Annotated in this window: 27 protein-coding genes and 2 tRNA genes; 16 read left to right on the top strand and 13 right to left on the bottom strand. The window is 68.3% G+C overall.

Annotated features, from left to right (window positions below; translation table 11 throughout):
* Positions 1–197: 197 nt before the first annotated feature.
* From F1C10_RS15615 to F1C10_RS15600, 4 genes are read right to left on the bottom strand one after another with little or no spacing between them, the layout of a single operon-like run.
* Entirely contained in the window at positions 198–377 is a 180-nt protein-coding gene (locus F1C10_RS15615) for a hypothetical protein (protein ID WP_185207593.1), read from the bottom strand.
* On the bottom strand, positions 374–2302 hold the full coding sequence (dxs, locus tag F1C10_RS15610; protein WP_185207591.1) for a 1-deoxy-D-xylulose-5-phosphate synthase: 1929 nt from the start codon (positions 2300–2302) through the stop codon (positions 374–376). Before dxs ends, F1C10_RS15615 begins: the two co-directional genes overlap by 4 nt.
* A 60-nt stretch (positions 2303–2362) precedes the next feature.
* A complete protein-coding gene (locus F1C10_RS15605) occupies positions 2363–2833 on the bottom strand; it encodes a Fur family transcriptional regulator (protein ID WP_185207589.1) in 471 nt (156 codons plus the stop codon).
* A 9-nt stretch (positions 2834–2842) separates the two neighbouring features.
* Positions 2843–3418, bottom strand: coding sequence for a TetR/AcrR family transcriptional regulator (locus F1C10_RS15600; RefSeq protein WP_185207587.1), 576 nt, complete (start codon positions 3416–3418; stop codon positions 2843–2845).
* Between the two features lie 100 nt (positions 3419–3518).
* On the opposite strand from F1C10_RS15600, the gene F1C10_RS15595 reads away from it, so the two are divergent.
* The 8 genes from F1C10_RS15595 (at position 3519) to F1C10_RS15560 (ending at position 11287) form a co-directional block, all read left to right on the top strand.
* The gene (locus F1C10_RS15595; RefSeq protein ID WP_185207585.1) at positions 3519–4952 is read left to right on the top strand and encodes a carotenoid oxygenase family protein; all 1434 of its coding nucleotides are present in this window, start codon (positions 3519–3521) and stop codon (positions 4950–4952) included.
* Between the two features lie 70 nt (positions 4953–5022).
* Positions 5023–5802 (top strand): SDR family oxidoreductase, encoded by a 780-nt coding sequence (locus F1C10_RS15590; RefSeq protein ID WP_185207583.1) that lies wholly within the window; start codon positions 5023–5025, stop codon positions 5800–5802.
* Positions 5803–5870: 68 nt separating this feature from the next.
* Positions 5871–7244, top strand: coding sequence for a class II 3-deoxy-7-phosphoheptulonate synthase (locus F1C10_RS15585; protein ID WP_185207581.1), 1374 nt, complete (start codon positions 5871–5873; stop codon positions 7242–7244).
* A gap of 93 nt (positions 7245–7337) precedes the next feature.
* A tRNA-Glu gene (locus F1C10_RS15580) sits at positions 7338–7412 on the top strand.
* 651 nt (positions 7413–8063) lie between these two features.
* Positions 8064–8813: a class I SAM-dependent methyltransferase gene (locus F1C10_RS15575; RefSeq protein WP_185207579.1), complete on the top strand. Its 750-nt coding sequence runs from the start codon at positions 8064–8066 to the stop codon at positions 8811–8813.
* Between the two features lie 74 nt (positions 8814–8887).
* Complete coding sequence (locus F1C10_RS15570; protein ID WP_258042972.1) at positions 8888–9760, top strand: dienelactone hydrolase family protein; 873 nt, start codon at positions 8888–8890, stop codon at positions 9758–9760.
* A gap of 57 nt (positions 9761–9817) precedes the next feature.
* Positions 9818–10444 carry a glutathione S-transferase family protein gene (locus F1C10_RS15565; protein ID WP_185207575.1) on the top strand — a complete coding sequence of 209 codons (627 nt, stop codon included), beginning with the start codon at positions 9818–9820 and terminating at the stop codon, positions 10442–10444.
* Between the two features lie 72 nt (positions 10445–10516).
* Positions 10517–11287, top strand: coding sequence for an energy transducer TonB (locus F1C10_RS15560; RefSeq protein ID WP_185207573.1), 771 nt, complete (start codon positions 10517–10519; stop codon positions 11285–11287).
* 391 nt (positions 11288–11678) lie between these two features.
* Here the strand turns inward: F1C10_RS15560 and F1C10_RS15555 are convergent, their stop codons facing one another.
* On the bottom strand, positions 11679–13064 hold the full coding sequence (locus F1C10_RS15555; protein ID WP_185207571.1) for a short-chain fatty acyl-CoA regulator family protein: 1386 nt from the start codon (positions 13062–13064) through the stop codon (positions 11679–11681).
* Positions 13065–13248: 184 nt separating this feature from the next.
* Between F1C10_RS15555 and F1C10_RS15550 the strand changes: the two genes are divergently transcribed.
* From F1C10_RS15550 to F1C10_RS15540, 3 genes are all read left to right on the top strand, one after another.
* Positions 13249–13404, top strand: coding sequence for a hypothetical protein (locus F1C10_RS15550; RefSeq protein WP_179187212.1), 156 nt, complete (start codon positions 13249–13251; stop codon positions 13402–13404).
* Between the two features lie 58 nt (positions 13405–13462).
* Positions 13463–15058 carry an isocitrate lyase gene (locus F1C10_RS15545; RefSeq protein ID WP_185207569.1) on the top strand — a complete coding sequence of 532 codons (1596 nt, stop codon included), beginning with the start codon at positions 13463–13465 and terminating at the stop codon, positions 15056–15058.
* A 280-nt stretch (positions 15059–15338) separates the two neighbouring features.
* The gene (locus F1C10_RS15540; protein WP_185207567.1) at positions 15339–15971 is read left to right on the top strand and encodes a hypothetical protein; all 633 of its coding nucleotides are present in this window, start codon (positions 15339–15341) and stop codon (positions 15969–15971) included.
* Here the strand turns inward: F1C10_RS15540 and F1C10_RS15535 are convergent.
* From F1C10_RS15535 to F1C10_RS15525, 3 genes are read right to left on the bottom strand one after another with little or no spacing between them, the layout of a single operon-like run.
* Positions 15964–16725 (bottom strand): DUF4893 domain-containing protein, encoded by a 762-nt coding sequence (locus F1C10_RS15535; protein ID WP_258042971.1) that lies wholly within the window; start codon positions 16723–16725, stop codon positions 15964–15966. The two genes, F1C10_RS15540 and F1C10_RS15535, sit on opposite strands and share 8 nt — an antisense overlap.
* On the bottom strand, positions 16634–17419 hold the full coding sequence (locus F1C10_RS15530; RefSeq protein ID WP_185207565.1) for a 3-hydroxybutyrate dehydrogenase: 786 nt from the start codon (positions 17417–17419) through the stop codon (positions 16634–16636). Before F1C10_RS15530 ends, F1C10_RS15535 begins: the two co-directional genes overlap by 92 nt.
* Positions 17420–17431: 12 nt before the next feature.
* Positions 17432–18568, bottom strand: coding sequence for a patatin-like phospholipase family protein (locus F1C10_RS15525; protein WP_185207563.1), 1137 nt, complete (start codon positions 18566–18568; stop codon positions 17432–17434).
* Between the two features lie 103 nt (positions 18569–18671).
* Between F1C10_RS15525 and F1C10_RS15520 the strand changes: the two genes are divergently transcribed.
* Positions 18672–19580, top strand: a complete 909-nt coding sequence (locus F1C10_RS15520) for a neutral zinc metallopeptidase (RefSeq protein WP_185207561.1) — start codon at positions 18672–18674, stop codon at positions 19578–19580.
* Between the two features lie 56 nt (positions 19581–19636).
* On the opposite strand, the gene F1C10_RS15515 is transcribed toward F1C10_RS15520, so the two are convergent.
* Together F1C10_RS15515 and F1C10_RS15510 are read right to left on the bottom strand one after the other, a co-directional pair.
* The gene (locus tag F1C10_RS15515) at positions 19637–20623 is read right to left on the bottom strand and encodes an NADP-dependent oxidoreductase (RefSeq protein ID WP_185207559.1); all 987 of its coding nucleotides are present in this window, start codon (positions 20621–20623) and stop codon (positions 19637–19639) included.
* A gap of 130 nt (positions 20624–20753) precedes the next feature.
* A complete protein-coding gene (locus F1C10_RS15510) occupies positions 20754–22076 on the bottom strand; it encodes a DUF2171 domain-containing protein (protein ID WP_185207557.1) in 1323 nt (440 codons plus the stop codon).
* Positions 22077–22322: 246 nt separating this feature from the next.
* Here F1C10_RS15510 and F1C10_RS15505 point away from each other — a divergent pair.
* The 4 genes from F1C10_RS15505 (at position 22323) to F1C10_RS15490 (ending at position 24340) form a co-directional block, all read left to right on the top strand.
* Positions 22323–22398: transfer RNA gene (locus F1C10_RS15505), tRNA-Ala, on the top strand.
* Positions 22399–22534: 136 nt separating this feature from the next.
* Complete coding sequence (locus F1C10_RS15500; protein ID WP_185207555.1) at positions 22535–23293, top strand: NUDIX domain-containing protein; 759 nt, start codon at positions 22535–22537, stop codon at positions 23291–23293.
* A complete protein-coding gene (locus F1C10_RS15495; RefSeq protein WP_185207553.1) occupies positions 23293–24045 on the top strand; it encodes an extensin family protein in 753 nt (250 codons plus the stop codon). Before F1C10_RS15500 ends, F1C10_RS15495 begins: the two co-directional genes overlap by 1 nt.
* Positions 24046–24058: 13 nt before the next feature.
* On the top strand, positions 24059–24340 hold the full coding sequence (locus tag F1C10_RS15490; protein WP_185207551.1) for a barstar family protein: 282 nt from the start codon (positions 24059–24061) through the stop codon (positions 24338–24340).
* 7 nt (positions 24341–24347) lie between these two features.
* Here the strand turns inward: F1C10_RS15490 and F1C10_RS15485 are convergent, their stop codons facing one another.
* The 3 genes from F1C10_RS15485 to F1C10_RS15475 all read right to left on the bottom strand — a co-directional run bounded on the left by F1C10_RS15485 (position 24348) and on the right by F1C10_RS15475 (position 26145).
* Positions 24348–24887, bottom strand: coding sequence for a hypothetical protein (locus F1C10_RS15485; protein ID WP_374939355.1), 540 nt, complete (start codon positions 24885–24887; stop codon positions 24348–24350).
* Between the two features lie 199 nt (positions 24888–25086).
* Positions 25087–25320, bottom strand: a complete 234-nt coding sequence (locus tag F1C10_RS15480) for a hypothetical protein (RefSeq protein WP_374939354.1) — start codon at positions 25318–25320, stop codon at positions 25087–25089.
* A 12-nt stretch (positions 25321–25332) separates the two neighbouring features.
* On the bottom strand, positions 25333–26145 hold the full coding sequence (locus F1C10_RS15475) for a transglutaminase family protein (RefSeq protein WP_185207545.1): 813 nt from the start codon (positions 26143–26145) through the stop codon (positions 25333–25335).
* Positions 26146–26164 lie beyond the last annotated feature (19 nt).

Below are 26164 nucleotides of genomic sequence, written 5' to 3'. Positions count from 1 at the left end.
GGGCCCGATGTGTGCTTCCATGAGGGTCGCGCAGTGCATCGAAGTCGAAATGGCGTCGCTCCTCCAGATCGCGTCGTTGATCGTCGATCGCGTGGCGTGCCGGGGACTGGCGGAGCGCGACGCAAGTCTCCGGCGGGCGAGACCACCGACGGATCACGGACGAGCGGTTGCGCCTAACCCAGCCCTGCGCCGCGGGTTCAGTGGCTCTCCGGCGACGGCTTGGCCGCCACTTGAGTTGCAGGATCAACGTCGTCTGGCCGCTCTATCGCGGCGAGGCGACGGGCTTCGCGCAGGCGGCGCCACAGCGCGAGATTGAACCCCGCCAGCGCGACGACCATGATCGCGGTGGCGAGGAAGACCTTGGTCCAGCCGCTCACGCGCGCGCGCCGACGGCCCCCGCGCCTTCCTCGTTCCAGCGCAGCGCCTTGAGCACGGTGCGCACGATGCCGTCGGCGTCGAGCCCGGCGGCGGCATATTGTGCCTCGGGCTTGTCCTGATCCTGGAACACGTCGGGCAGGCGCAGCGTGCGCAGCTTGAGCCCGCCGTCGATCAGCCCTTCGTCCGACGCCATCGTCAGCACGTGCGCGCCGAGCCCGCCGATCGAGCCTTCCTCGATCGTGACGGCGACCTGATGCGTCGCAAGCAGGCGGCGGATCATCGCCTCGTCGAGCGGCTTGGCGAAGCGCAGGTCGGCGACGGTGGTCGACAGCCCCTTCGCCTCGAGCTGCTCGGCGGCCTTCATCGCCTCGGCAAGGCGCGTACCGAGCGACAGGATCGCGACGGTCTTGCCCTCGCGCACGATGCGGCCCTTGCCGATCTCGAGCCGCTCGGGCGTGGTGGGCAGCGGCACGCCGACACCGTTGCCGCGCGGGTAACGCACCGCGATCGGCCCCGAATCATGCTCGACGCAGGTGTGCGTCATGTGGACGAGCTCCGCCTCGTCCGCCGCCGCCATGACGACGAAATTGGGCAGGCTGGCGAGATAGGTGATGTCGAACGATCCGGCGTGGGTCGCGCCGTCCGCACCGACGAGACCCGCGCGATCGATCGCGAAGCGCACCGGCAGGTTCTGAATCGCGACGTCGTGCACCACCTGATCGTAGGCGCGCTGGAGGAAGGTGGAGTAGATCGCGCAGAACGGGCGCATACCCTGCGCGGCGAGGCCGGCGGCGAAGGTGACGCCGTGCTGCTCGGCGATGCCGACGTCGAACGCGCGATCGGGATGGCGCTGCGCGAAGCGGTCGATGCCGGTGCCGCCGGGCATCGCCGCGGTGATCGCGCAGATCCGGGGATCGCGATCCGCCTCGTCGGCGAGCGCGTCGCCGAACACGTTCTGATAGGCGGGCGGCCCCGGCGGCGCCTTCGCCTGCGCGCCGGTGATGACGTCGAACTTCTGCACGCCGTGATATTTGTCCGACGCGGCCTCGGCCGGAGCATAGCCCTTGCCTTTCTTGGTCACGACGTGGACGAGAATCGGGCCTTCCTGCGCATCGCGCACGTTCTCGAGCACCGGGATGAGGTGTTCGAGGTTATGCCCGTCGATCGGCCCGACGTAGTAGAAGCCCAGTTCCTCGAACAGGGTGCCACCCATCGTCATCCCGCGGGCGAATTCGTCGGTCTTACGCGCGGCATTGTGGAACGGGCGCGGCAGGCGGCGCGCGACCTTCTTCATCAGTTCGCGCACCGACAGAAACTCGCGGCTCGACACGATGCGCGAGAGATAGGCCGATAGCCCGCCGACCGGCGGCGCGATCGACATGTCGTTATCGTTGAGGATCACGACCAGCCGGTTGCCGGCGGCCTCTGCGTTGTTCATCGCCTCATACGCCATGCCGGCGGACATCGCACCGTCGCCGATCACCGCAATCGCCTTGCCCGGCTGGTCGGCGATCTTGTTGGCGATGGCGAAGCCGAGCGCGGCGGAGATCGACGTCGAGCTGTGCGCCGCGCCGAACGGATCGTACTCGCTCTCGCTACGCTTGGTGAAGCCGCTGAGCCCCCCGCCCTGGCGCAGCGTGCGGATGCGGTTCCGCCGGCCTGTGAGGATCTTGTGCGGATAGCATTGGTGGCCGACGTCCCAGATCAGCCGGTCGCGCGGCGTATCGAAGACATAATGGATCGCGGTGGTGAGCTCGACCACGCCGAGGCCCGACCCGAGGTGGCCACCGGTCGTACCGACCGCGCTGATCGTTTCGGTACGCAGCTCGTCGGCGAGCTGGCGCAACTGTTCGGGGGCCAGTTTCCGAAGATCGGCCGGCGTCGAAACTGTATCGAGCAGCGGCGTCTGAGGCAGATCGGTCATCTTTTCATGCTTAGCCGAGCGCGCCGATCGTGTCGAATGCTACCGACTAGCAGAAAACTACTATGCCGCACCCGCGCAGGCGGCGCAGCGACCGCGCACTTCGATCACCGGGCGGACGGGGGTGAAGCCCGCCTCTTGCGCGGCATGCCGCACACCGCCGGTGACGCGATCGTCGTCGAGGTGCGTCGTCTGCCCGCAGCTGTCGCACACCAGGAAGATGCAATCGTGCAGACAATCGGGGTGGGCGTTGGCGACATAGGCGTTCGCGCTCTCCACCTTGCGCGCCAGGTTCGCGCCGACGAACAGGTCGAGGATGCGATAGACGCTGTTCGCCGCGACTCGCCGCCCTTCCGACTTGGAAACGGCATCGGCGATGTCATAGGCGCTGGCGGGTTTGGCGAAGCCGGCGAGCGCACCGAACACGCTCGCGCGCATTGCGGTCCACTGTTCTCCCGCGCGCTCGAGCGTCGCCTGCGCGGCGGTGGCGAGATCGTCGCCCTGCGGCTCGTGATGGTGATGCGCGTGGGCCATGATCGGGATTTAGGCCGCCGCACCGCCCGCAGCAAGTTCGACGTGGAGATCGACGACGGCGTCGATCGCGGCATCGTCGAGCGTCACGTGCCGATCGAGCAGCAGCATCGCGAGGCCGTGGACCAGTGACCAGGACTGCAGCGCGAAGATCGCCGGATCGACCGAGGGCGGCGCGAGCGCGGCGGCGTTCGCCTGAAGCATCGCCATCGCATCGACCGAGGCGTCGCCGGCGGGCGCGATCGCATCGATCGGATGCGCGGTGAACAGGCGGAACAAGCCAGGATTGGCGAGCGCGAAGCGGACATAGGCCGCGCCCGTCGCCTGGAAGCCTGCCTTCCCGCCCCCCGCCGCCTGCGCGGCGGCGGCCTGCGACGCGGCGAGCCGATCGAGCGCGACGCGTGCGAGCGCCGCCACCAGCGCCTGCTTGTCGGGGAAATGGCGGTACACCGCGGTCGGGCTGACGCCGACGGTGCGCGCCAGTTCGCGCAGCGACAGCGCGTCCGCCCCGCTCGCCTCCACCGCGGCGACGCCCGCCTCGATCAGCGCGCTGCGCAGGTCGCCGTGGTGATAGGGTCGAGCAGTCATCGCCGCCCGGTAGCAACATCGCGGCGGTTTCTCCATTGCCTGTGTTGACAATGCTTATATTGGCGTCATGTTTACGCCATACACATAGAGGAGAGACATCGTGGCAAGCAGCGTCGAAACCGCCATCCGCTCCGTCGTCGGCAAGGGCATCGAGGCCGTCGCCGGCTTCAACCGCCGCCGCCTGCCGGCAGGATCGAACGCGTTCCTCGAGGGGATCCACGCGCCGCTGACGGAGGAGCGCACGATCTGCGACCTGGCGGTGACGGGAACGATCCCCGCGGCGCTCGACGGGCGGTATCTGCGGATCGGGCCGAACCCGGTCGCGCCCGAGGCGGCGGGCTATCACTGGTTCACCGGCGATGGGATGGTGCACGGCGTCGCGATCGCCGACGGGCGCGCGCTGTGGTATCGCAACCGCTGGATCCGGTCGCAGTCGGTCGCGGCGGCATTGGGCGAGCGGCCCGCGCCGGGGCCGCGGCACGGCGGGTTCGATACCGTCAACACCAACGTCGTCGAGATCGGCGGGCGCACCTTCGCGCTGGTCGAGGCGGGGAGCTATCCGGTCGAGCTGGGCGAGGAGCTGGGCGACCAGACGTACAATCCGTTCGACGGCACGCTGGAGGGATCGTTCACCGCGCATCCGCACCGCGACCCGCTGACCGGCGAGCATCACGCGATCGCCTATGAGGGTACCGATCCGACGACGATCCGCCACGTGGTGATCGACGCCGACGGCCGGGTGACGCGCGAGGAACCGATCACCGTCGCGCACGGGCCGTCGATCCACGACTGCGCGATCACGCAGCGCTACGCGATCATCCTCGACCTGCCCGTCACCTTCTCGATGAAGGCGCTGATCGGCGGGCATCGCTTTCCGTACCGCTGGAACCCCGATCACCGCGCGCGCGTCGGCCTGCTGCCGCGCAATGGCGGCGACGGCGACGTGATCTGGTGCGACGTGGCGCCGGGTTACGTCTTCCACGTCGCCAACGCCTATGACGATGCCGACGGGCGCGTGGTGATGGACGTGTGCGCGTTCGAGACGATGTTCGCCGGTGGCACCGAGGGCCCGAACGGGCGCAGCCGCGGGTTCGAGCGGTGGACGGTCGATCCGGTGACGCGCACCGTCGCGATCCGCACGATCGACGCCGCGCCGCAGGAGTTCCCGCGCCCCGACGAGCGGCGCTTCGGCCAGCCGTATCGCTTTGCCTACGTGATGGCGCTGCCCGACGAGGAGGTGGACGAGGTGATCGGTGCGACGCGATTGTACAAGCACGATCTGGCGGCCGGGACGCGCGAGGTGCACGAGTTCGGCGCGGGGCGCTATCCGGGCGAGTTCGTGTTCGTGCCCGCGCATGATGCGGCGGGCGAGGACGAGGGTTGGCTGATCGGGCTGGTCGTCGACCTCACCAACGAGACGACCGACCTTGCGATCATCGACGCGCGTGATTTCGCCGGCGCGCCGGTGGCCAGCATCCGTATCCCGCATCGCGTCCCGCCAGGCTTCCACGGCAACTGGTTGCCGCGCCAGTAAGAACGGCGGGCGTGACGGGGATGCGCGCGATCGCGTAAGGCCTTTTCCCGAACGAACGGGAGAAGAGCGAATGGACCTCGGGCTTTCGGGCAGGACCGCGATCGTCTGCGCCTCGAGCCACGGGCTCGGCCGCGCATGCGCCGCCGAGCTCGCGCGGGCGGGCTGCCGCGTGGTGATGAACGGGCGCGAGGCGCAGGCGCTCGACAACGCCGCAGCAGCGATCCGTGACGAGACCGGCGCGACGATCGAGACGGTCGCGGGTGATATCGGCGACGCGGGCGTGCAGGCGGCGCTGGTTCAGGCGGCGGGGACGACCGACATCCTCGTCAACAACAACGGCGGGCCGCCGCCGCGCGGCTTTCGCGACCTCGACGCCGACGCGATCCACGCCGGGCTCGACGCCAATATGGTGACGCCGATCCGGCTGGTGCAGCAGGTGATCGACGGGATGGTCGAGCGGCGTTTCGGGCGGATCGTCTGCATCACCTCCTCCTCCGTCAAATCGGTAACGACGGGGCTCGACCTGTCGAGCGGCGCGCGGATCGGGTTGACCGGCTTTCTCGCGGGCGTCGCGCGCGAGGTGGCGGGGGCGAACGTGACGATCAACTTCCTCCTTCCCGGGCTATTCGCGACGCGGCGGATCGAGGGGGTGATGGGGTTCGCCGCCAAGGCGCAGGGGATCGACGTCGACACCGCCAAGGCGCGCGGGCAAGAGCGGATCCCGGCGAAGCGCTTCGGCGATCCGGCCGAATTCGGCGCGGCGTGCGCCTTCCTGTGCTCGGCGCAGGCGGGCTATATCACCGGGCAGAGCCTGCTGATCGATGGCGGCGGATACCCCGGCGTGCTATGAGCCAACCTTAGCTTGTTTGCACGGGCGCGCGCTTTGCCGCATGGGCGCGCGCCGAAAGGATTTCTGCCATGGCCGCCAATTGGGCCCCCGATAGCTGGACCGCACACGAAGCCCGCCAGCTGCCCGACTATCCCGACGCTGCCGCGCTGGACGCGGCGACGCAGACGCTGCGCAGCTATCCCCCGCTGGTGTTCGCGGGCGAGGCGCGCAACCTGACGCACGATCTGGCGCGCGTCGCGGCGGGCGAGGCATTTCTGCTGCAGGGCGGCGACTGCGCTGAAAGCTTTGCCGAATTCCACCCCAACAACATCCGCGACACGTTCCGCGTGATCCTGCAGATGGCGGTGGTGCTGACCTTTGCGTCCAAGCTGCCGGTGGTGAAGCTGGGGCGGATGGCGGGGCAGTTCGCCAAGCCGCGCTCCGCGCCGACCGAGGTGATCGACGGCGTCGAGCTGCCGAGCTATCGCGGCGACAACGTCAACGACATCGCCTTCACGCTCGACGGACGGCAGCCCGATCCGGAGCGGATGATCCGCGGCTACAATCAGTCGGCGGCGACGCAGAACCTGCTGCGCGCGTTCGCGCAGGGCGGCTATGCCAATCTCGCGCAGGTGCATCGCTGGACGCACGACTTCATGGGCCGCAGCCCGTGGGCGAAGAAATATACCGAGACCGCGGACCGGATCGGCGAGGCGCTGGAATTCATGGCGGCGTGCGGGATCGATCCCGAGACGGTGCCGCAGCTGGCGCAGACCAGCTTCTACACCAGCCACGAGGCGCTTCTGCTGCCGTACGAGGAGGCGATGACGCGGCAGGATTCGCTGACCGGCGACTGGTACGACACGTCGGCGCATTTCCTGTGGATCGGCGATCGCACGCGTTTCGAGGGATCGGCGCACGTCGAGTTCCTGCGCGGCATCGGCAACCCGATCGGGCTGAAGTGCGGGCCGAGCCTGGAGCCCGACGCGCTGCTGCGGATGCTCGACACGCTCAACCCCGCGCGCGTGCCGGGGCGGATCACGCTGATCACCCGCTACGGCTACGACAAGATCGAGGGCGCCTTCCCGCGCCTGCTGCGCGCGGTGACGCGCGAGGGGCATCCGGTGGTGTGGAGCTGCGACCCGATGCACGGCAACGTCGTCAAGGCCGCCAACGGCTACAAGACGCGGCCGTTCGACCGCATCCTCGCCGAAGTGCGCGGCTTCTTCGCGATCCACCGCGCCGAGGGCACGCACGCCGGCGGCATCCACGCCGAGATGACGGGGCAGAACGTGACCGAATGCACCGGCGGTGCGGTGGACGTCACCGAACAGAGCCTGGCCGACCGCTATCACACGCATTGCGACCCGCGGCTGAACGCAAGCCAGAGCCTCGAGCTCGCCTTCCTGCTCGCCGAGATGCTCAACGCCGAAATGGCCGAGCGCCGCAAGGTCGCCGCCTGACGGAGCGGCAGCGCGGCCTGATGACCCGGGGGACGCGCGCAGCCGCTTGACGGCGCCGCGCGCGCGCCCTAGAGGCGCCGCTTCCGCTCGCACGGCCCCTTCGTCTAGCGGTTAGGACGTCGCCCTCTCACGGCGAAAACACGGGTTCGATTCCCGTAGGGGTCACCAGCCTTCCTGAGGAAGCGGGGATCTCCGCCATTCTGATGTATCTGAGCGGTCTAGCGGGCGCCCGGTGATACAAAGGGCCGCCAGCGGCGCTGCTGAGCGTCAACCTATGCCTCTCGCGATGGTTCTGGCGCAACGCCCGAGGCCCGCGCCGCCTGCGGTCTATGCCGATCCGCTGACGGTCGCGGGATCCTCGCTGGCGATGGCGCCACTTCCGATATCGACGATAGTAAAAGCCGGTCGCGAGACCCTATTGATCGTGCCGGTAAACCTCGACGCGCGGGTGCAGCGCCTGCGACATCGCCGCGCGCCACGGCTTCGTCGCGGCCCCCACTACGTGGCGTGGAGCGGCCGCGCAGTTCGTCGAGATCGGATGCGTCGGCGCCTCAGGATCAAGCGCCATCTCGCTCCGCGCGCTCGACGTCATCCGCGAGGAAGTAGCGGGGCTAATGGACGAGCTACCCCCGGCCATTGCTGACGATCGGCTTCACCGCCAACGCGCGTGGGACCTGATCCAGGAAACAGGCTCGTTACCCATCTCTCGCTTGCCTTTTCGCAATAGGCGCGGCGAAGTTTCGCCGCCGCGTGCGTGCAGTACATCAATTGGCTATCGATGAAGCACGACGGTTCGTCAGGTTCCATCAAGGAGATGAGATGGCTTTTCAATTAGGCCGCGAAATTGCGGCGCTGCCCCCGAAAAGCCTGATCGGGCGTGTCACCGGGAAAGAGGATATTGCGTGGTTCCGCGAGTCGGGCGCGTTTACCGTCAATGACTGGCGGCGCGCTTTGTTGAGCATCGGCCGCGACTATCCCGACTTCTCGGCGATTTTCGATTTCGGCTGCGGCTGCGGACGTACGCTGCGTCATCTTCGTCCATCGCTCTCGGACCGGCAACAATTGTTCGCGGCCGATGTGGATGCCGAAGCCATAGACTGGGTTTCCGCCAACATTCCTGATGTTATTGCGCACATCATTTCCGAAGAGCGTCCGATTCCTCTGGCGGACTCGTCCATTGACCTTGTTGTCAATCACAGTGTGTTTACGCACCTGCCGGAGAACCTGCAATTCTACTGGCTTGATCAGCTTTACCGCATCATGCGCCCCGGCGGAATCGCCGTACTTACGGTGCACGGGCGCAAAGTATGGAAAGATTTCCAGCGGAACATGGTGAACGCTGGTCGGATCGATGATCTCCTGCGCATCACGCCAAAGTTCGAACGTCAGGGCTTCTATTATCAGCCGCAACGAACTTCATGGGAGATGGCGCTGCCTGAATATTATGGCGCCACCTTCCATACTATCGACTATATCGTTCAGCATTGGGAAGGAGGCTACAAATTGCTGGCTTGGCTGCCGATGGCGGCGCTTGCCCATCAGGATATCGTCGTTCTGCAACGGCTTTGACCGACATGTCGATCGATGACACAAAAAGCTATAAACCAAACCCTGCCCCGAGCAGGCAAGCAGGGAGACACCGTGTGCCCGATCCTTCGCTGCGCGACCGCGCCGTCCAGCTCTACGACGCCTTCACGCACGAGCATCGCGACCGGCGCACGCTGCTGCGCCAGATGACCGCGCTGGCCGGATCGGCGGTGGCGGCAGAGGCGCTGATCGCCGGGATCGCCGCCTCGCCAGCCGCCGCGGCGATGATTGATCCGAAGGACGCGCGGATTGTGGCCGAGATGCGCAGCGGAACCGAGGCGGGGAAGCCAGCGCGCGCCTATTTCGTCAGCCCCACGAGCAAGACCAAACATGGCGTAGTGCTCGTCATCCACGAGAACCGCGGGTTGACGCCGCACATCCAGGACGTCGCACGCCGCGTCGCGCTTGCCGGCTTCGTCGGGATCGCGCCCGATCTGCTCGCGCCACAGGGCGGCACGCCGGCGGACGAGGACAAGGCGCGCGAGCTGATCGGCACGATCGACTATGATCTGGCGCTGGCGCAAGCGCGCGCCTTTGCCGACAAGGCACGGCAGCTGCCGCGATCGACCGGCAAGGTCGGCATCGTCGGCTTCTGCTGGGGCGGCGCGTTCGTCAACCGGATAGCGGTGGCTGGCGGGATCGACGCCGGCGTCTCCTATTATGGCCCCGCCCCGGCGCCGCAGGAGGCGGGCAAGGTCGGCGCGCCGCTGATGATCCATCTGCCCCAGAAGGACGCGCGCGTCGCGCAGACGGTGACGCCGTGGGTCGCGGCCTTGAAGGCGGCGGGCAAGCCGGTGGAGGCGTTCACCTATCCCGGCGTCGACCATGCCTTCAACAACGACACCTCTGCCGCCCGCTACGACAAGGCGACGGCGGATCTGGCGTGGGGGCGCACCACCGCTTTCCTGCACCGCTATCTCGATCGCTGACTTGACGGCGGGGAACGGGTGGTTCCTACTATGTTCCGCTAGTTGGGGACACGTGGGATGAGCGAGCTGATCTTCTACACCAATCCGATGTCGCGCGGGCGGATCGCGCGGTGGATGCTCGAGGAGGTCGGCGCGCCGTACGAGACGCGACTCGTCGACTGGGCGGCGAAGCCCGACGATTTCCTTGCTGCCAACCCGATGGGCAAGGTGCCGACGATCGTTCACGACGGCCGGGCGGTGAGCGAGGCGGGCGCGATCATCGCCTATCTCGCCGACGCCTTTCCGGAAGCCAGGCTGGCGCCGACCGCGGCCGAGCGCGCAGATTACTATCGCTGGATGTTCTTCGCGGCGGGTCCGGTGGAAGCGGCGATCACCAATCGCTCGCTCGGCGTCACGCCGGGTGCGGATCAGCAGGGCATGGTGGGCTACGGCTCGCTCGATCGCGTGGTCGAGACGCTGAAGCGCGCGGTGAGCGCGCACCGATATATCGCGGGTGACCGCTTCACCGCCGCCGACGTCTATGTCGGCAGCCATATCGGCTGGGGCAAGCAGTTCGGCGCGCTGCCGGCGTGCGACGAATTCGATGCCTATCTCGCCCGCGTAATGGAGCGGCCCGCGGCGGTGCGCGCGCGCGAGATCGACGACGCGCTGATCGCCGCGGCATCTGCGACGCCGGGCGGCTGATCACGCGCGGACGAGCCGCGCTGCGGCGCGGCAGCCAGCGATCGTTCAGCGAGGATGTGCGAAAGGCGTGCCATGGCCTATGCCCGCCCCGACGAACCGCACTGGACCCGCGAGCGTATCGTGGCGGCGATCGCGGCGGTCGTGGTGCAGGCGCTGCTCGGGCTGGCGCTGATCACCGGGCTGTCGGTGTCGTTCCGGCAGAAGGCGCAGGAGACGCTGAAGCTGTTCGCCGCCGAGGACCCCCCGCCCCCGCCCAAGGTGCAGGTGATCCCCGAGAAAAAGGTGGCGGCGACGCGGTCGGAGGGGCGTGCCTCGCCGCGTAACCTGCGCAGCCGGGCGACCCCCGTGGCGGCGCCCGAGCCGGTGGTGGTGGTGCCGCTGCCCCCGCCGCCCGTCATTGCCGCGCCCAAGCCGTTCACCGCGAGCGACACTATGTCGGGATCGTCGACCGTGCGCGGGCCGGGGACGGGCGCGGGCGGGATCGGCGACGGCTTTGGCAGCGGCGGGAACGGCGACGGCGATGGCGGGGGTGGCGGTGACGATACGCCGCCCGAGCAGATTCGCGGGCGGCTGAGGGTTGGTGATCTGCCCGAAGCGATCTTCGCCACCGGGTTCAGCGGCACAGTGGGGGTGCGCTACCAGGTGCTTCGGACCGGGCGCGTGGGCCTGTGCCGCGTGACGCGCTCGAGCGGCAATCGCGCGGTGGACGACAGCACGTGCCGCCAGATCCAGGCGGCGTTTCGCTTCCGCCCGACGCTGGACGAGAACGGCTGCCCGGTGGACGCATGGATCGTCGAGAACCACACGTGGGAGATCGATGCCGACGTGATCGACGAGCGATAGGCGGGCGTGGCCGGAACGGGCGGGCGTTTCGCTTGCGATCGCCGGCTGGCTGGCGGCGCTGGTAGCGGCTTGAGATAAATTCACGTCGGAGGAGTCGACGACGTCTGGCGCGGCGTGATGGCGTGTTCGCTGCTGAGGTCACTGGATTCAGTGGGCGGAGTGGCAGCGCCTGGTCTCCTTGCGCCTAAGGCTGCCAACCGCCGCGCGCGAGATGCGCGCTTTTGTCGCTGACTGGGATGAGCGTAGATAGGCAGCGCTCATCGATAGCCGACACGCGTTTGGTGCTGCGCGGAGGGCCGACGACAGCGGGGGGATCGGCCGGGGCGGCCGGCAGCGGGGCGGTGCTGAGCCTGACGTACGACAACCTCATCCGCTGCGCGACGCGCGCGCTTCAGTCGCCCGCAAAGGTCAACGCGGAGAGGCGGCGTTCGCGTTCGTTGATGACCAGCGCGCGGCCGGCGGGGGGCGCGGCGCGCTGCGGACAATCGGGGCGCTGGCACTGTCGGCAGCCGAGTCCGATCGGCATCGCCGCGCCGCCGAGATCGAGCCCGCGTGCGGCGGCGAGCGTGCCGGCATGCTCCGCCGCGACGCCGATGCCGATCGCGAATTCCGCCGAAACAAGGCCGTAGCGCTGGCCCTGCGGCGTGACGGTGCGCGCCATCGTCATCCAACGCGTATCGTCCTCCAGCGCGACGAGCTGGACGACGAGGTGGCCGGGGCGGTCGAAGGCGCGGTGGAGGTGCCACAGCGGGCAGCGCCCCTCCGCCTCGACCAGCGCCGCGCCGCTCGCCCCGGCGTAGCGCTTCGACGATTGTCCGGCGCGATCGACGCGGATCATGAAGAACGGCAGCCCGCGCGCGCCGACGCGCTGCAGCGTCGTCAGGCGGTGCGCGACATGTTCGAAGCCGGCACCGAAGCGGCGCTGGAGCAGCTCGATATCGTAGCCAGTCGCCTCGCAGGCGCGCAGGAAGCGCGCGTAGGGCATCATTACCGCGGCGGCGAAATAGCTGGCGAAATGGCGGCGGAACAGGCGGTCGGCGGCGATCTGGCCGAAGGCGGCACCGGTGACGAGCGCGTCGATCTCCGCCCGCGCCTCGATCAGCGCGAGCTGGAACGCCGCGGCGAAGGTGCGGCTGGCGGGATCGAGCAGTTCGGACAGCTGGAGCTGGCGCGCGTGGAGATCGAGCCGGCGCAGCACGTCGGGCAGCACGTCGACGGGGAGGACACGGATCGCGATCGCGTGCTTCACGCGCAGCCGCTCGGCGATCGCGCCGTAGAGGTCGCCGGCGCCGAGGCGGAGTTCATCGGCGAGCGTTTCGGCCGCCGCGTCGAGATCGGCGAAATGGTTGCGCCAGCGCGCGATCTCGCCACGGACACGCGCCACGGGATCGTCGGCGGGCATGGCGGCCGACCCGCCCTGCCCAATCCGGTCAAAGGCGCGCGCGAACGCCTCCGCCCCGCCGGGCGCGGCGGCTAGCCATTCCTCGAGCTCGTGCCGGTCGATTTCGAGATCAGCGAACAGCGGATCGGCGAGCCGGCGGCGCATCGCGTCGCGCCCGCCGCCGGGCTCCGCCGCGGTGAGCGCGCGCGCGTCGAAGTCGAACGTCTCGGCGAGCTTGACGAGCAGCGTCGCCGACACGGGGCGCTGGTTGCGCTCGACGAGGTTGAGGTAGCTCGGGCTGATCGCGATCATCTCAGCCATCGCCGCTTGGCTGAGCCCCTGCTGGCGGCGCAGGCGCCGCACCGCATGTCCCGCCATCAGCTTGCGTTCGGCCATCGCATCACCCCTTCGCGATCCGCCCTGCCGGGTGCTGCCTACTCTGTCAATTATTTACAAGGCGACAGCAGCGAAGATGCTTCAGCGCACGTCGTGACCATCAGACGCTGTCGGTTCCTTTGCGCTTCGCCGCTCGATCGGCTTTTTACGATCTCACTTGTAAGCATCCACACAGGAGCGAGCCATGAACGATACGCCCCAGCGCAGCCGTGCGGTCTTCTCGACCGAGGATTTCGGCCTGATGAAGGAAGCGATCGGCGAGTACGTCAAGAAGATCGCCGACGAGCCCCGCTCGGCCAAATTCTCCAACCTTTACCACCGGCTCGGCCGCCTCGGCTGAGCGACGCCGCGCGCCGTCAGGCCCGCGCCACCCGCCTACTTGCGTGACAGGAACCACGATGACCTACCAGGACCAAACCCATCAGATCGGCCAGCTGGTCGCCAGCTACAACGGCACCTGGGACGGCATCGACGCCGAGGCGGTGGCGCGGATGCGACTGCAGAACCGCTTCCGCAGCGGGATCGACATTGCGCGCTACACCGCGGGCATCATGCGCCGCGACATGGCGGCCTATGACGCGAATCCGGCGGAGTACACGCAGTCGCTGGGCTGCTGGCACGGCTTCATCGGGCAGCAGAAGCTCATTTCGATCAAGAAGCATTTCGGCACCACCAAGGGGCGGTATCTGTACCTTTCCGGCTGGATGGTTGCCGCGCTGCGCAGCGAGTTCGGCCCCCTGCCCGACCAGTCGATGCACGAGAAGACGAGCGTGCCGGCGCTGATCGAGGAACTCTACACGTTCCTGAAGCAGGCCGATGCGCGCGAGCTGGGCATGATGTTCCGCGATCTCGACGCGGCGCGCGAGGCAGGCAACGAGATCGAGGCGCAGCGTCTGCTGCACGCGATCGACAATTACGAGACGCACGTCGTGCCGATCATCGCCGACATCGACGCGGGCTTCGGCAACGCCGAGGCGACGTACCTTCTCGCCAAGAAGATGATCGAGGCGGGCGCCTGCGCGCTCCAGATCGAGAACCAGGTGTCCGACGAGAAGCAGTGCGGCCACCAGGACGGCAAGGTGACGGTGCCGCACGAAGACTTCCTCGCCAAGGTGCGCGCCTGCCGCTACGCCTTCCTCGAACTGGGCGTCGACGACGGGATCATCGTGACGCGCACCGACTCGCTAGGCGCCGGCCTCACCAAGCAGATCGCCTTCTCGAAGGAGAAGGGTGACATCGGCGATCAGTACAACGCCTTCCTCGACTGCGAGGAAGTGACCGACCTTGCCAGCTTGCGCGGCGACGTGGTGATCGAGCGCGACGGCAAGCTGATGCGCCCGAAGCGTCTGCCGTCGAACCTGTTCCAGTTCCGCGAAGGCACCGGCGCCGATCGCTGCGTGCTCGACTGCATCACGTCGCTGCAGAATGGCGCGGACCTGTTGTGGATCGAGACGGAGAAGCCGCACATCGAGCAGATCGCGTCGATGGTGGATCGTATTCGCGAAGTCGTGCCGAACGCCAAGCTCGTCTACAACAATTCGCCGAGCTTCAACTGGACGCTCAACTTCCGCCAGCAGATGTTCGACGCCTGGGTGGAAGCCGGCAAGGACGTGTCGGCGTATGATCGCGCGCGGCTGATGAGCGTCGACTATGACGACACCGATCTGGCAGCGGAGGCGGACGAGAAGATCCGCACCTTCCAGAAGGATGCGGCGGCGCGCGCCGGCATCTTCCACCACCTGATCACGCTGCCGACGTATCACACCGCGGCGCTATCGACCGACAATCTCGCCAAGGAGTATTTCGGCGAGGCGGGCATGCTCGGCTACGTCAAGGGCGTGCAGCGCAAGGAGATCCGCGAGGGGATCGCCTGCGTGAAGCATCAGAACATGTCGGGCAGCGACATCGGCGACGATCACAAGGAATATTTCGCGGGCGAGGCCGCGCTGAAGGCCGGCGGCGCGCACAACACGATGAACCAGTTCGCGGCCTGATGCGCATGGCGGCAGCGATGCTGCCGCCAAGACGCACCGGCCCGGCCGGCGGCGCCGCCAAGGCGCCGTCCGACGGCGCGGCTCCGCCGCGCCGCGGCCCAAGCGCGGAAGTTTTCGGGCTGGAAACTACCCGGCCATTCGAGTTTCCTGGGGAGGAAAGGTGCCCGCCGGTGGTTCGCCACCGGCGGGTATTTCCGTGTCGGACCGCGGTGGCGCGGGAACGGACGTGATGCAAAGTCACCCGTTGAGCTTCGCCGGGCGGCGTGACAGACTTGCGCCCATGTCGCGTATGCTGGGCGCCCTTGTCGCCATTCTCCTATCGCTCGCCGCGCTGCCCGCGCAGGCGGCGGTCGTCATCACCTTCTGGAGCCACGAGCTCGGCAACAGCTTCCCACACGCCTTCTTCACGCTGCGCGGGATTCCTGACGCGGGCGGTCCGCCGGTCGATCTCAATTACGGCTTCACCCCCAAGACGGTGTCGCCGGCGATCCTGTTCGGGCCGGTCGCGGGGCGGATCGACATCGCCAAGCCGGGGTACATGAACGGCAGTGACGCGCAGTTCGCAGTGACGTTGAGCGACGCGCAATATGCCGACATCCGCCGCCTCGTCACCGAGTGGGACGACAAGACGGGCGACGGCGTCTATCGCATGAACACGCGCAATTGCGTGCATTTCACGCAGGAAGCGGCGCGCCGCGCCGGACTGGCGAGCGTCGATGCTTTCCCCGCGCTGATGAAGAAGCCGCGGTCGTTCCTGAAGGCATTGGCGGCGGCGAACGAACGCCGCGTGACGATCATCGGTCGGCACGGCAAGGAATTTCTCGCCAGCCTGCCGCCGATCGTTCCGACGCCGAGCGCAATCGCGCCCGCCCCGGTGGCCGTGCCTGTCCCGGCCGCCGTTCCGGTCAACTAACCGGCACGATCTCCACCACGTCGAGCATCGATTCGAACGCCGGGCTGGGTAATACCATGCGCCAGCGCCGCTCGCCGATGCGATCGACGTAGCCGGCGAGATCGCGCGCGGTGTCGCGCCCGTAATTGATCGCGCGCGTCTCGTCGCCGAGCAGCAGCGTGCCGAGAAAGACTGCCCGCCCCTGCGGATCGGGGAAGATCAGCCCCACTGGGCGTTGCGGGCCCGCAATCTTGGCGAAGCTGGTGAGATCGCCCTCGCGATCGATTCGGCAGGCGTAGGGGGGTTCACTGAAGAATTCGCGCGTGCCGACGCCCTGCGCGCCGAGCTTCACGACGCGGCAGCGATAGTCGCCCGGCGGCGGCACCGGATCGACGAGGAAGCGGTCGAGATCGAACAGCGGCGCGTCGGCGGCGAGCGCGGCCGCCCCACCCCCGCTCCGCGCCCGCGCTGCGGCGGCGAGCCACGTCTCACGCCAGTTGCGCAGGCGGGTGCGATCGGCCGCCGTCGCAACGCTCCGCCAGTTGCCCGGCAGCGCACCGCGGGGCGTCGACGACGCAGGCGACGGCGCGTTGCCGCCGCACGCCGCAAGGAGCAGCGCAAGGGCGGCGGCCGGGGCGAGCGCACGCCCGCGCCGGGTGGCACGCGCGACTGCCGGGCGGCGATCAGGCAGCGGTCCAGCCCCCGTCGGCGGAAAGGTTCGCGCCGGTGATCGCGGCCGCCTCGTCGCGGCAGAGAAACAGCGCGAAGGCCGCAACCTGTTCGGGGGTGACGAACTGCTTGGTCGGCTGCGCCGCGAGCAGCACGTCGTTGATCACCTGATCGCGCGACAGGTTGCGCGCCTTCATCGTATCGGGGATCTGGTTCTCGACCAGCGGCGTCCAGACGTAGCCGGGCGAGATGCAGTTGACGGTGATCCCGTCGGTCGCGGTTTCGAGCGCCACGGTCTTGGTCAGCCCGGCGAGGCCGTGCTTGGCAGCGACATAGGCCGATTTGTTGGGGCTGGCGACGAGGCTGTGCGCCGAGGCGGTGGAAATGATGCGGCCCCACTTCTTCGCGCGCATGTGCGGGATCGCGGCCTTCATCGCGTGGAACGCGCTGGTGAGGTTGATCGCGATGATCGCGTCCCATTTGTCGTCCGGGAAATCGGTGACGGGGGAGACGAACTGGATGCCGGCGTTGTTGACGACGATGTCGGGCCCGCCGAGTTCGGCGTGGCAGCGTTCGACCATCGCGGCGATCTGATCGGGCTTGGTCATGTCGGCCGCGTCGTACAGCGCGGCCGCCCCGCTCGTCTGCGCGAGGCCGGCGCGCGCCTGCTCGATCGCGTCCGCGTCGCCGAAGCCGTTGATCATCACGCTCGCGCCCTCAATGGCGAACGCCTTGGCATAAGCGAGGCCGATCCCCGAGGTGGAGCCGGTGACGAGCGCGGTCTTGCCCTTCAGGAACATCGAGCTACTCCCTTATCGTGTGAGATCGAAGGCGGCGGTGCGCCCGGTGAGGATGTTCTCCGCGACGAGCTCGGCATTCTCCATCGTCGCCTCGACCGCGGCGCGGCCCGCGGCCCAATGCTCGCGCATCGTGCGGGTGGAGAATTCGAAATCGCGCGCGCCACCCTCCCACGCATTGGCGCGATAGATGAGGTGGACGAGGCTGACGGGCTGTTCGGCCGACATCGCGGCGAGCCGGGCGACGTCGGCATCATCGCGCAGCTCGGCGGGCAGCTTGGCGAGGACGCGGCGGACGAGCTCGCGCTCGCGGCGCAGCTTCATCAGCTGGTCGGTCACCTGGCGCGTGCGGCTGGAAAAGGTGATTTCCTTGGCGCGCGCGGCGGCATCGGTGATCGTGCGGGGGCGTTCATCGGCGGCGGAGAAGAGATCGACCTGGAAGACGATCATGCCCTCGCGCTGGTGATCGAGGACGTGCTGGAGCGGCGTGTTCGAGACGAGCCCGCCGTCCCAATACCAGCGCCCGTCGATCTCGACCGGCGGGAGGCCGGGCGGCAGCGCGCCCGACGCCATGACGTGGCGCGCGTCGAGCCGCTCCTCCGCGGTATCGAAATAGCGGAAATTGCCGCTCTCGACATCGACCGCGCCGACCGACAGGCGCACCGGCCCGTCGTTGACCAGATCCCAGTCGATCAGCGCGTCGAGCGTCGCACGCAGCGGGGTGGAATCGTAGAAGCTCAGTGCCTCCGGCGTCCCCGGTGCGGCGAATACGGGGGGCACGAAGCGCGGGCCGAAGAAGCCTGGCACCCCGGCGAGCGCCACGAACCCCGCCGACCAGGCGTGGACGAACTCGCGCACGTGATCCTCGGGCAGGATCGGGAAGCTCGGCAGCCAGCTCGTCGTCTGGTCCCAGAATTCGCGCAGCCGCGCGACGCGGCGCTCGGGCGGGTTGCCCGCGACGATCGCGGCGTTGACCGCGCCGATCGAGATGCCCGCGACCCAGCCAGGCTCGATCGCGATCGCCGACAGAGCCTCAATCACGCCGGCCTGGTAGCTGCCGAGCGCGCCGCCACCCTGCAGGACCAGCGCGACTTCGCTGGGCAGCGGCAGCGGCTTTGCCCGCCGCGGCGGACGTGGATCGTGATCGGCCATTGTGCGCGGTCATGCGCTGCCTCCCCCGTGCGATCAAGCCATGCAACCGCGTTTCGCCTTCGCGCATTCATGCCGGACGAGTAACGAAAAGGGGGAGGCCGACATGCGGCTCGATGATTTCGACAACGACATCAACGTCGAGGACCAGCGCGGGCAGAGCTTCGGCGGCGGAGGCGGCGGCGGGCTGCTGCTTGGGCTGTTGCCGATGATCGGCAGCCGGTTCGGCTGCGGCGGGATCGTGGTGGTGCTGATCATCTTTGCGGTGTTCGGCGGGCTGGGCAATCTCGGCGGGCTCGTCGGCGGCGGCGGCAGCAGCGCGCCGACGCGCAGCGAGCGGAGCGGTGGCGCGGGCGGAACCGGCGCGGCGGCGGCGTGCGGCGTCGATGCGGCGACCAAGGCGACGTGCAACGCCTTCTCCTCGGCGGAGAACACCTGGGAGCAATTGTTTGCGCGATCGGGCGAGCGGTTCGAAGCACCCAAGCTCGTGTTCTACGGCGGCAGCGGCCAATCGGGCTGCGGCGCCGCGATGTCGGCGATGGGGCCGTTCTACTGCCCGTCCGATCAGGGCATCTACATCGATACGAGCTTCTACGACGAACTAGCGAACAAGTTCGGCGCGGCGGGTGACTTCGCGCAATATTACGTCGTCGCGCATGAATTCGGCCATCACATCCAGACGCTGACGGGCGCGTCGGAGCGCGTGCGCCGCGCGCAGCAATCGGGCAGCGAAGCGGAGGGCAACGCGATGTCGGTGCGGCTGGAGTTGCAGGCGGATTGCTACGCCGGCGTCTGGGCGGCACAGAACCGCAACCGGTTGGAGCCCGGCGACGTCGAGGAAGGAATGACCGCCGCGCAGGCGATCGGCGACGACACGCTGCAGCGCCGCGGCGGCGGGCGAGTGGCGCCCGAGAGCTTCACCCACGGCACGTCGGCGCAGCGCCAGGCGTGGCTGCGTCGCGGGTTGGAGAGCGGCGATCCGGCACAGTGCGACACGTTCAGCGGCGCGATCTGAGCCAGCGCCGATAAGGCTAGGCCGTCACGCCGGAGATCCGGCGTGACGGCGCTTCGTCAGATGCGCACCAGCATCTTGCCGGTGTTGCCGCCGGTGAAGAGGCCCATGAACGCGTCGGGCGTCCGCTCGAGCCCGTCCATCACCGTTTCCTCCCGCTTCAGCTTCCCCTCGGAGAGCCAGCCGCCCATCTCGCGGTAGAAATCGGCCGCACCGGCGAGGTGATCGCTGACGATGAAGCCCTTGATCGTCAGCCGCGCGCCGATGACCTTGGCGAGATATTTGAGCGACTGCGGTTTGCCGTCGTTGTAGATGTCGATCATCCCGCAGATCGCGAAGCGCGCGTGCGGATTGGCGGCGAGCAGCGCGGCGTCGAGGTGATCGCCGCCGACATTGTCGAAATAGACGTCGATCCCCTTGGGCGCCGCTTCGGCAAGCGCGGCGACGATGTCGCCCGCCTTGTAATCGATTACCGCATCGGCGCCGAGCGACTTGACCCAGGCGCACTTCTGCGTGCCGCCGGCCGAGCCGATCACCGTCATCCCCTTCGCCTTGGCGATCTGCACGACGGTGGAGCCGACCGCGCCCGCGGCTGCGGAGACGAACACGACGTCGCCCGGCTTCGCCGCCGCGACTTCGAGCAGCCCGAAATAGGCGGTCATCCCCGGCATGCCGAACTGGCCGAGGAACGCCTGGTCGGGCACATCGAGATCGGGCAGCTTCTGGACCTGGCTTGCGGGCACGACCGCCTCGTCGCGCCAGCCGAGCATGTGCTGCACCCTGGTGCCGACGGGCACGCTCGCATCGCGGCTCTCGATCACCTCGCCAATCGCGCCGCCCTGCATCGGTTCGCCGAGTGCGAAGGGCGGAACGTAGCTCTTCACGTCGTTCATCCGGCCGCGCATGTACGGATCGACCGACAGCCAGCGGTTGGCGATGCGCACCTCGCCCTCGCCGAGCGGCTGGGCGGGCAGATCGACGAGATCGAAATCGCCGGGCTGCGGCATTCCCTTGGGACGCGACTTGAGGCTCCAGGCACGTGGCATGTCAGGCTCTCCTATGTGTTTGCGCGCGCCGCTATGCCCGAGCATGCCCCCAACGCAAAGAGCCCGGGCGGTGAGGCCCGGGCTCTGCTCGTCGACCCCAAGGGGTCAGAGGCCGACGAAGATCAGCCGATCAGTAGGTACCGGGGAAGCTGCGGTTGAGCATCTTTCCGTCGTCATCCTTGCCGTCGGTCGTCGTCCCGGCGCTCGCGCTGCTGGTAGACGTGGCTGCGGTCGTGCCGGTCGAGGCAGCCATGCCCCCGCTGGTCGCGTTCGCGGTGTTGTTGTCGCCGAACATCGCCTGGTTGCGTTCCTCGTCGCGCCACTGCTTCTTCGCCTCGTCGGCGCTCTTCGACAGCTTGACTTTGCTGTCTTCGACGCTGTCGAGCCAGCTCGACGGGAACGAATGGTGGCGCCCGCCGGCGTCGCTGTCGTTCTTGGTCAGGATCACGCGATCGCCGCGCACCTTGTCGACCGTGCCGACGTGGCTGCCGTCCGACCCGACGACTTCCATATGCTCGTCGACCTTGTCGAGCATATCGCGCTGCGACTGGCGGCCGCTGCGCCACGTGGTGAATTCGTTTTCGAACTTGCTACGATTGTGGCTGCGATATTCGTCGTAATCACGGTCGAGCGCGTCGATCTGGTTGCGGCGCCAGTTGCCGTAATCCGAATCGCGGTCGTTGTAGGCGCGCTCGTCGTAGCGCATGTCGGCCTCGCGGCGGCGCTCGGCGTCCTCGTCACCGAACCACGAGCGGACCTCGTCCCCGGCGCGGGCGAAGAAGCCGCGGTCGTCCTGGTCGTAGCCCTGCGGCGCGTTGCCGCGCTGGCGATCGCCGTCGTTGCCGAAACGTTGCTGGCCGTACTGGCCCGCCCCGTACTGTCCGCCGCCGTACTGATTGCCGCCGTACTGGTTGCTGCCGTACTGGTTGCCACCGGACTGCTGGCGCCCGTAGCCGCCGCCCTGCCGTTTGCCGCTGGAACGATCGCTACCGTACTGGCCGCCGCCGTACTGGCTGTTGCCGTACTGGCCGCCGCGCATGCCGCGCCCTTCGCTCTGCACGCGATAGCCGCGACCCTGCTGTCCGTAGCCCTGCTGGCCACCGAAACCCTGCTGGCCGTACCCTTGGTCACCGAAGTCGCGCTGACCATAATTCTGACCGCGCGAGCCCTGGCTACCGTAGTTCTGGCCGCCGTAATTCTGCCGGCTGCCGCTCTGCTGATCGCGACGACCGTAATCCTGCTGGCCATAATCGCCGAAGGCGCGGCCCCGGCTATTGTCGTCCCAATCCTGATCGCCGCCCCAATAGTTGCGATCGCGATCCGACGCGCCGGCGGCTTCATAGTTACGCTCGTTGGCGAAATCCGAATTGCGCCCCGACCCGCTGTCGCGGCCGTAATCCTGCGTATCGCGACGACCGTAATAGTCGCCGCGCGGATATTTCTCATATGCCATGTCGCAAACTCCTTACCTACGCGGAGCGTCGAACTTGCTGTCCGATCGCCGTTCAGCATGAAGGCTTGATTGTGACTTATGTTCCTGCCGTTGCAGGGGCGTAACATTGGCCCGTCGCACGACGCCCTCGCTTGGTCGCCGAGTATCGTGCGGATGCCGTCGGTGAGGATTTCGCGCGGAGGGCGTTGCAACGACGGTTCGACGTCGCTAAGGCCGCGGCTCGACCCGGCAGCGCCGGGTGCGGGCGGGGCTGTAGCTCAGATGGGAGAGCGCTGCAATCGCACTGCAGAGGTCAGGGGTTCGATTCCCCTCAGCTCCACCACCCGCCCTTTTCTCCGACGCCGATACGCCAGCGCCGATCTGTTCCCCAATGCCGATCGTTTCCCAGTGCCGATCGTTTCCGGCTTATCTGCGCTGAAGGCGTGACATTTGCGCGCGGCCGTCGTTAAGTCGATCGTATGAGCGACCAACTGCCCGATGCGATCCCAGCCGCAACCCTGATCATCTTTCGCGAGGCGAGCGACGGGCCACCCGAATTGCTGATGGTGGAACGCGCGAAGGCGATGGTCTTCGCCGGCGGCGCGATGGTGTTTCCCGGCGGGCGGATCGATCCGGGTGATCACGTGCTCGCCGCGAGGCTGGGCGGCGGCGACGAGGAGGCGGCGCGGATCGCCGCAGTGCGCGAGACGATCGAGGAGGCCGGGTTGCCGATCGGGCTCGCCGAGCTTCCCAGCGCCACGGCACTGATCGAGATGCGCGCCGCGTTGCACGCCGGGCAGACGCTGGCCGAGGCGCTGGCGGCGAGCGACGCGCGGCTCGATCTCGACCAGCTGACGCCATGGGCGCGGTGGCGGCCGGCGCACGCCAACATGCGGATCTTCGACACGCGCTTCTACCTTGCCGAACTGCCGCAGGATGCGCCGCGCGCAAGCGTCGACCAGACGGAGAACGTGCGGCTCGTGTGGTCGACGGCGCGGCAGGTGCTCGCCGATGCCGACGCGGGCAAGCTCGCGATCATCTATCCGACGCGGCGCAATCTCGAGCGGTTGGCGCAGTTCGACAGCTTCGCCGACGCGGCGGCGCACGCGCGCGCAACGCCGATCAAGACGATCACGCCGTTCGCCGAGCAGCGCGACGGCGAGGATCACCTGTGCATCCCCGACGACGCGGGCTATCCGGTGACATCGGAGGCGATCGGCAACGCGATGCGCGGCTGATGCGCCGCCGTGATCGCGCCGCGCGGCGCGCGCGGCGGGTGATCGGCTGGGGGGTGACGCTGGCGATCGCCGCGGTGCTGGCGCTGATCGGCTACGGTTGGATCCGCAATCATCCGCAGGACACGCCGTGGGCGCCGCTCGATCTCACGCAGCCGATCGGGATGTTCACCGGGCGCAAGCTGGCGGCGCTGGGTGAGGATTTCCCGCGCTGCCGCGCGCTGCTCGATCGCGCGGGCGTCGGCTATACCGTGCTGGCCGAGCGGCGTGAGGGGGCACGCTGCGGTTATAGCGACGGCATCCGCTTCGCGGCGGGCGAGCCGCGCCTGCCGCGCTTCCAGCCCGCAGGGCTCGGAACTGCCTGCCCCGTCGCGGCGGCGCTCGCGCTGTGGCAGTGGGAAGTCGTCCAGCCGGCCGCCGAGCGGCACTTCCGGATGCGGGTGACGCAGGTCGACCATCTCGGCAGCTACAATTGCCGCCGACTCTATGGGCGCAGCAGCGGCGATTACAGCCAGCACGCGACCGCCGATGCGATCGACATCGCCGGCTTCCGCCTGGCGGACGGTACGCGGATCAGCGTGCTCGGCGACTGGCGGGGGAACGGCAAGCGCGCGGCATTCCTGCGCGACGTGCGCGACGGCGCGTGCGACGTGTTCGCGACGGTACTGTCGCCAGACTACAACGCTGCGCATCGCGACCATCTGCACCTCGACCAGGCGGATCGCGGCGCGATGGGCTGGCGCGCGTGCCGCTGAGGATGATCCGCTGATGAGGATCCGGCTCGACGCGCGGGAATGGCGGACGGCGGACGATCTGTGGACGGCGCTGCGGCCGGCAATCGGGATGCCGACGTCGCACGGGCCGAACCTAGACGCGTTGTTCGACGCGCTGGTCGCTCGGTTGATGCTTGTCGCGCCGCCAATCGAAATCACGCTCGATAGGCTCGCCGAAGCCGGCCCGGCGGCGATCGCCTATGCGACGCGGGTGCGCGAGGTGTTCGACGACGCGGCGGCGGAGACCGGCGAGACGTTCGTTTTCCGTCTCGCCTGAACCGCCTTCAGTGCGGCAGCGCGCCCGCGTCGACCTTCTCGACCCAATAGGGGTAGAACGCCGGCTGGCGCGACGACCAGCCCGACGCGGTTGCCGCCGCTTCGCTGATCGATTGCAGCAGCTTGCGGCGAAGCTCCGGATGGAGGTGAGGCAGCGCGGCGGCGGCGCAGAAGGCGCCGGGCAGCCACGGCCGCACGCTCGCGCCGATCAGCCGCTCGTAGAGAAAGCGATAGGCGGAAAAGGTGGTGATCCGCCCCTGCCCCAGATCGAACGCGCTGACGGTGACGAGCGGCGCGAGGAACGGCTCGATCGCGTCGAGCCCGCTGTCCTCGGGCACGGTCGCGCGGATATCGGGCAGCCGCTGGTAATGCCGTGCCTGCGCACGGATGCTTGCCGCCTCGACCACGTCGCGCGACCAGCGTGCCATCGCGTCCTCGCGATCGAGCCCGATATCGAGGCTGCGGCGAATGTACCGCTGCGTCGCGGCTGCGAAGCCCGCGAATTCCTTCATTTCGGCCAGCGTCATGACACCATCGGCCGGCTTCATCTTGGCACTCATATCGACCACCCCGCCCCGGACAATTCCAGACCGACGCATCGTGCGCCAAGATGGTTAACGGCCGCCTTAACGCCGCGATGCCCGGCGTTCAGATACGAACACGCGGTTTGTCGCACCGCAACATACGATGCGACGAACCGAGCCGATTTGTCATAAAAGCGTGAAAGATGCGGCGCGAACGCAACAATCAGGCGTCGCGCTGACGTTCGGCCTCCGCATCATAGCCCGATGACGGCGCGGGATCGGCGTGGCCCGGCTGCGTGCTCGACGGCGGATCGGAAGCGTCCATCGATTCATCGAGGCCGGCATCGAGCTGCGCATCCTTGCTCTCGGGATGCTTGTCGAGGCGCTTGGCAATCGACTTGTCGCGGCCGGCGTCCTGCGACGGGGGTTGTTGTTCGGGCATTTCTCGTCTCTCCATCGATACGCCCGCTCAACGATCCGGCGCCGAGCCGTGTTCCCCGTCGTCGCCGAGCCGTTCGACCTTGACCGTCTGGCGCCACAGCGTCGCGGTGCCGAAGATCGTCATGAACGCGATCTCGGTCGCGTCGAGCCCGACCGCGACGCGCACCAGATCGGCGGCCGATGCCATGCCGGTCGCGTCGACGAGCCGCCACGCGCCGTCGAGCCAGAGTTCGGCGACGGCGTGGAAATCGGGCGGATCGACGCCGGGCGCGTAGGCCGCGACGCAGCGCGCCGGGATTTCCGCGGCGCGGGCGAGCGCGACGAGGAGGTGGGCGTAATCACGGCACACGCCGCGACGATCGGCAAAGGTGGTAAGCGCGGTGGTGCGCCCGTCGCTGACCGCATTGCTGTATTCGAGCGCGCCGCGCACCCAATCGACCAGCGCCGCGGCGAGCGCGCCGCCCGACAGTCCGGCGAAGGTGCGCCGCACGAAATGCTCGAGCCGGTCGGACTCGCAGTAGCGGCTGGGCATCAGGTAACGGACGGTGGCGGACGGCAGCGCGCGCACCGGCGTGGCGCCGAGCGATTGGAGCACGATGGGCTGGCGTTCGACCCGCACGGTCGCGGTGTAATCGGCGACGAGCCGCCGGTCGGCACGCGCCCAGCAGCGTTGGCCGATCCCTTCCTCGCCGCGGATCGCGGCGATCGGATTGTCCGACCAGATCGTCAGCGACTGCGCCTCGAGCCGCTGATCGGCCATCGCCGCCGCCTCGATCTGGAGCAGGACGTCGGCGGGCTCGGGAAAGCCGTAATCGAGGTGGGCGGTGATCGCGAGGCGCATCGCTGGCGGCTTTCCGGAC

Origin of the sequence: Sphingomonas sp. NBWT7 (assembly GCF_014217605.1) — a bacterium.
In the GTDB taxonomy this organism is placed as follows: Bacteria; Pseudomonadota; Alphaproteobacteria; order Sphingomonadales; family Sphingomonadaceae; genus Sphingomonas.
Note: the sequence above shows the minus strand (reverse complement) of the source record. Positions and strands in the feature narration are given on the sequence as shown.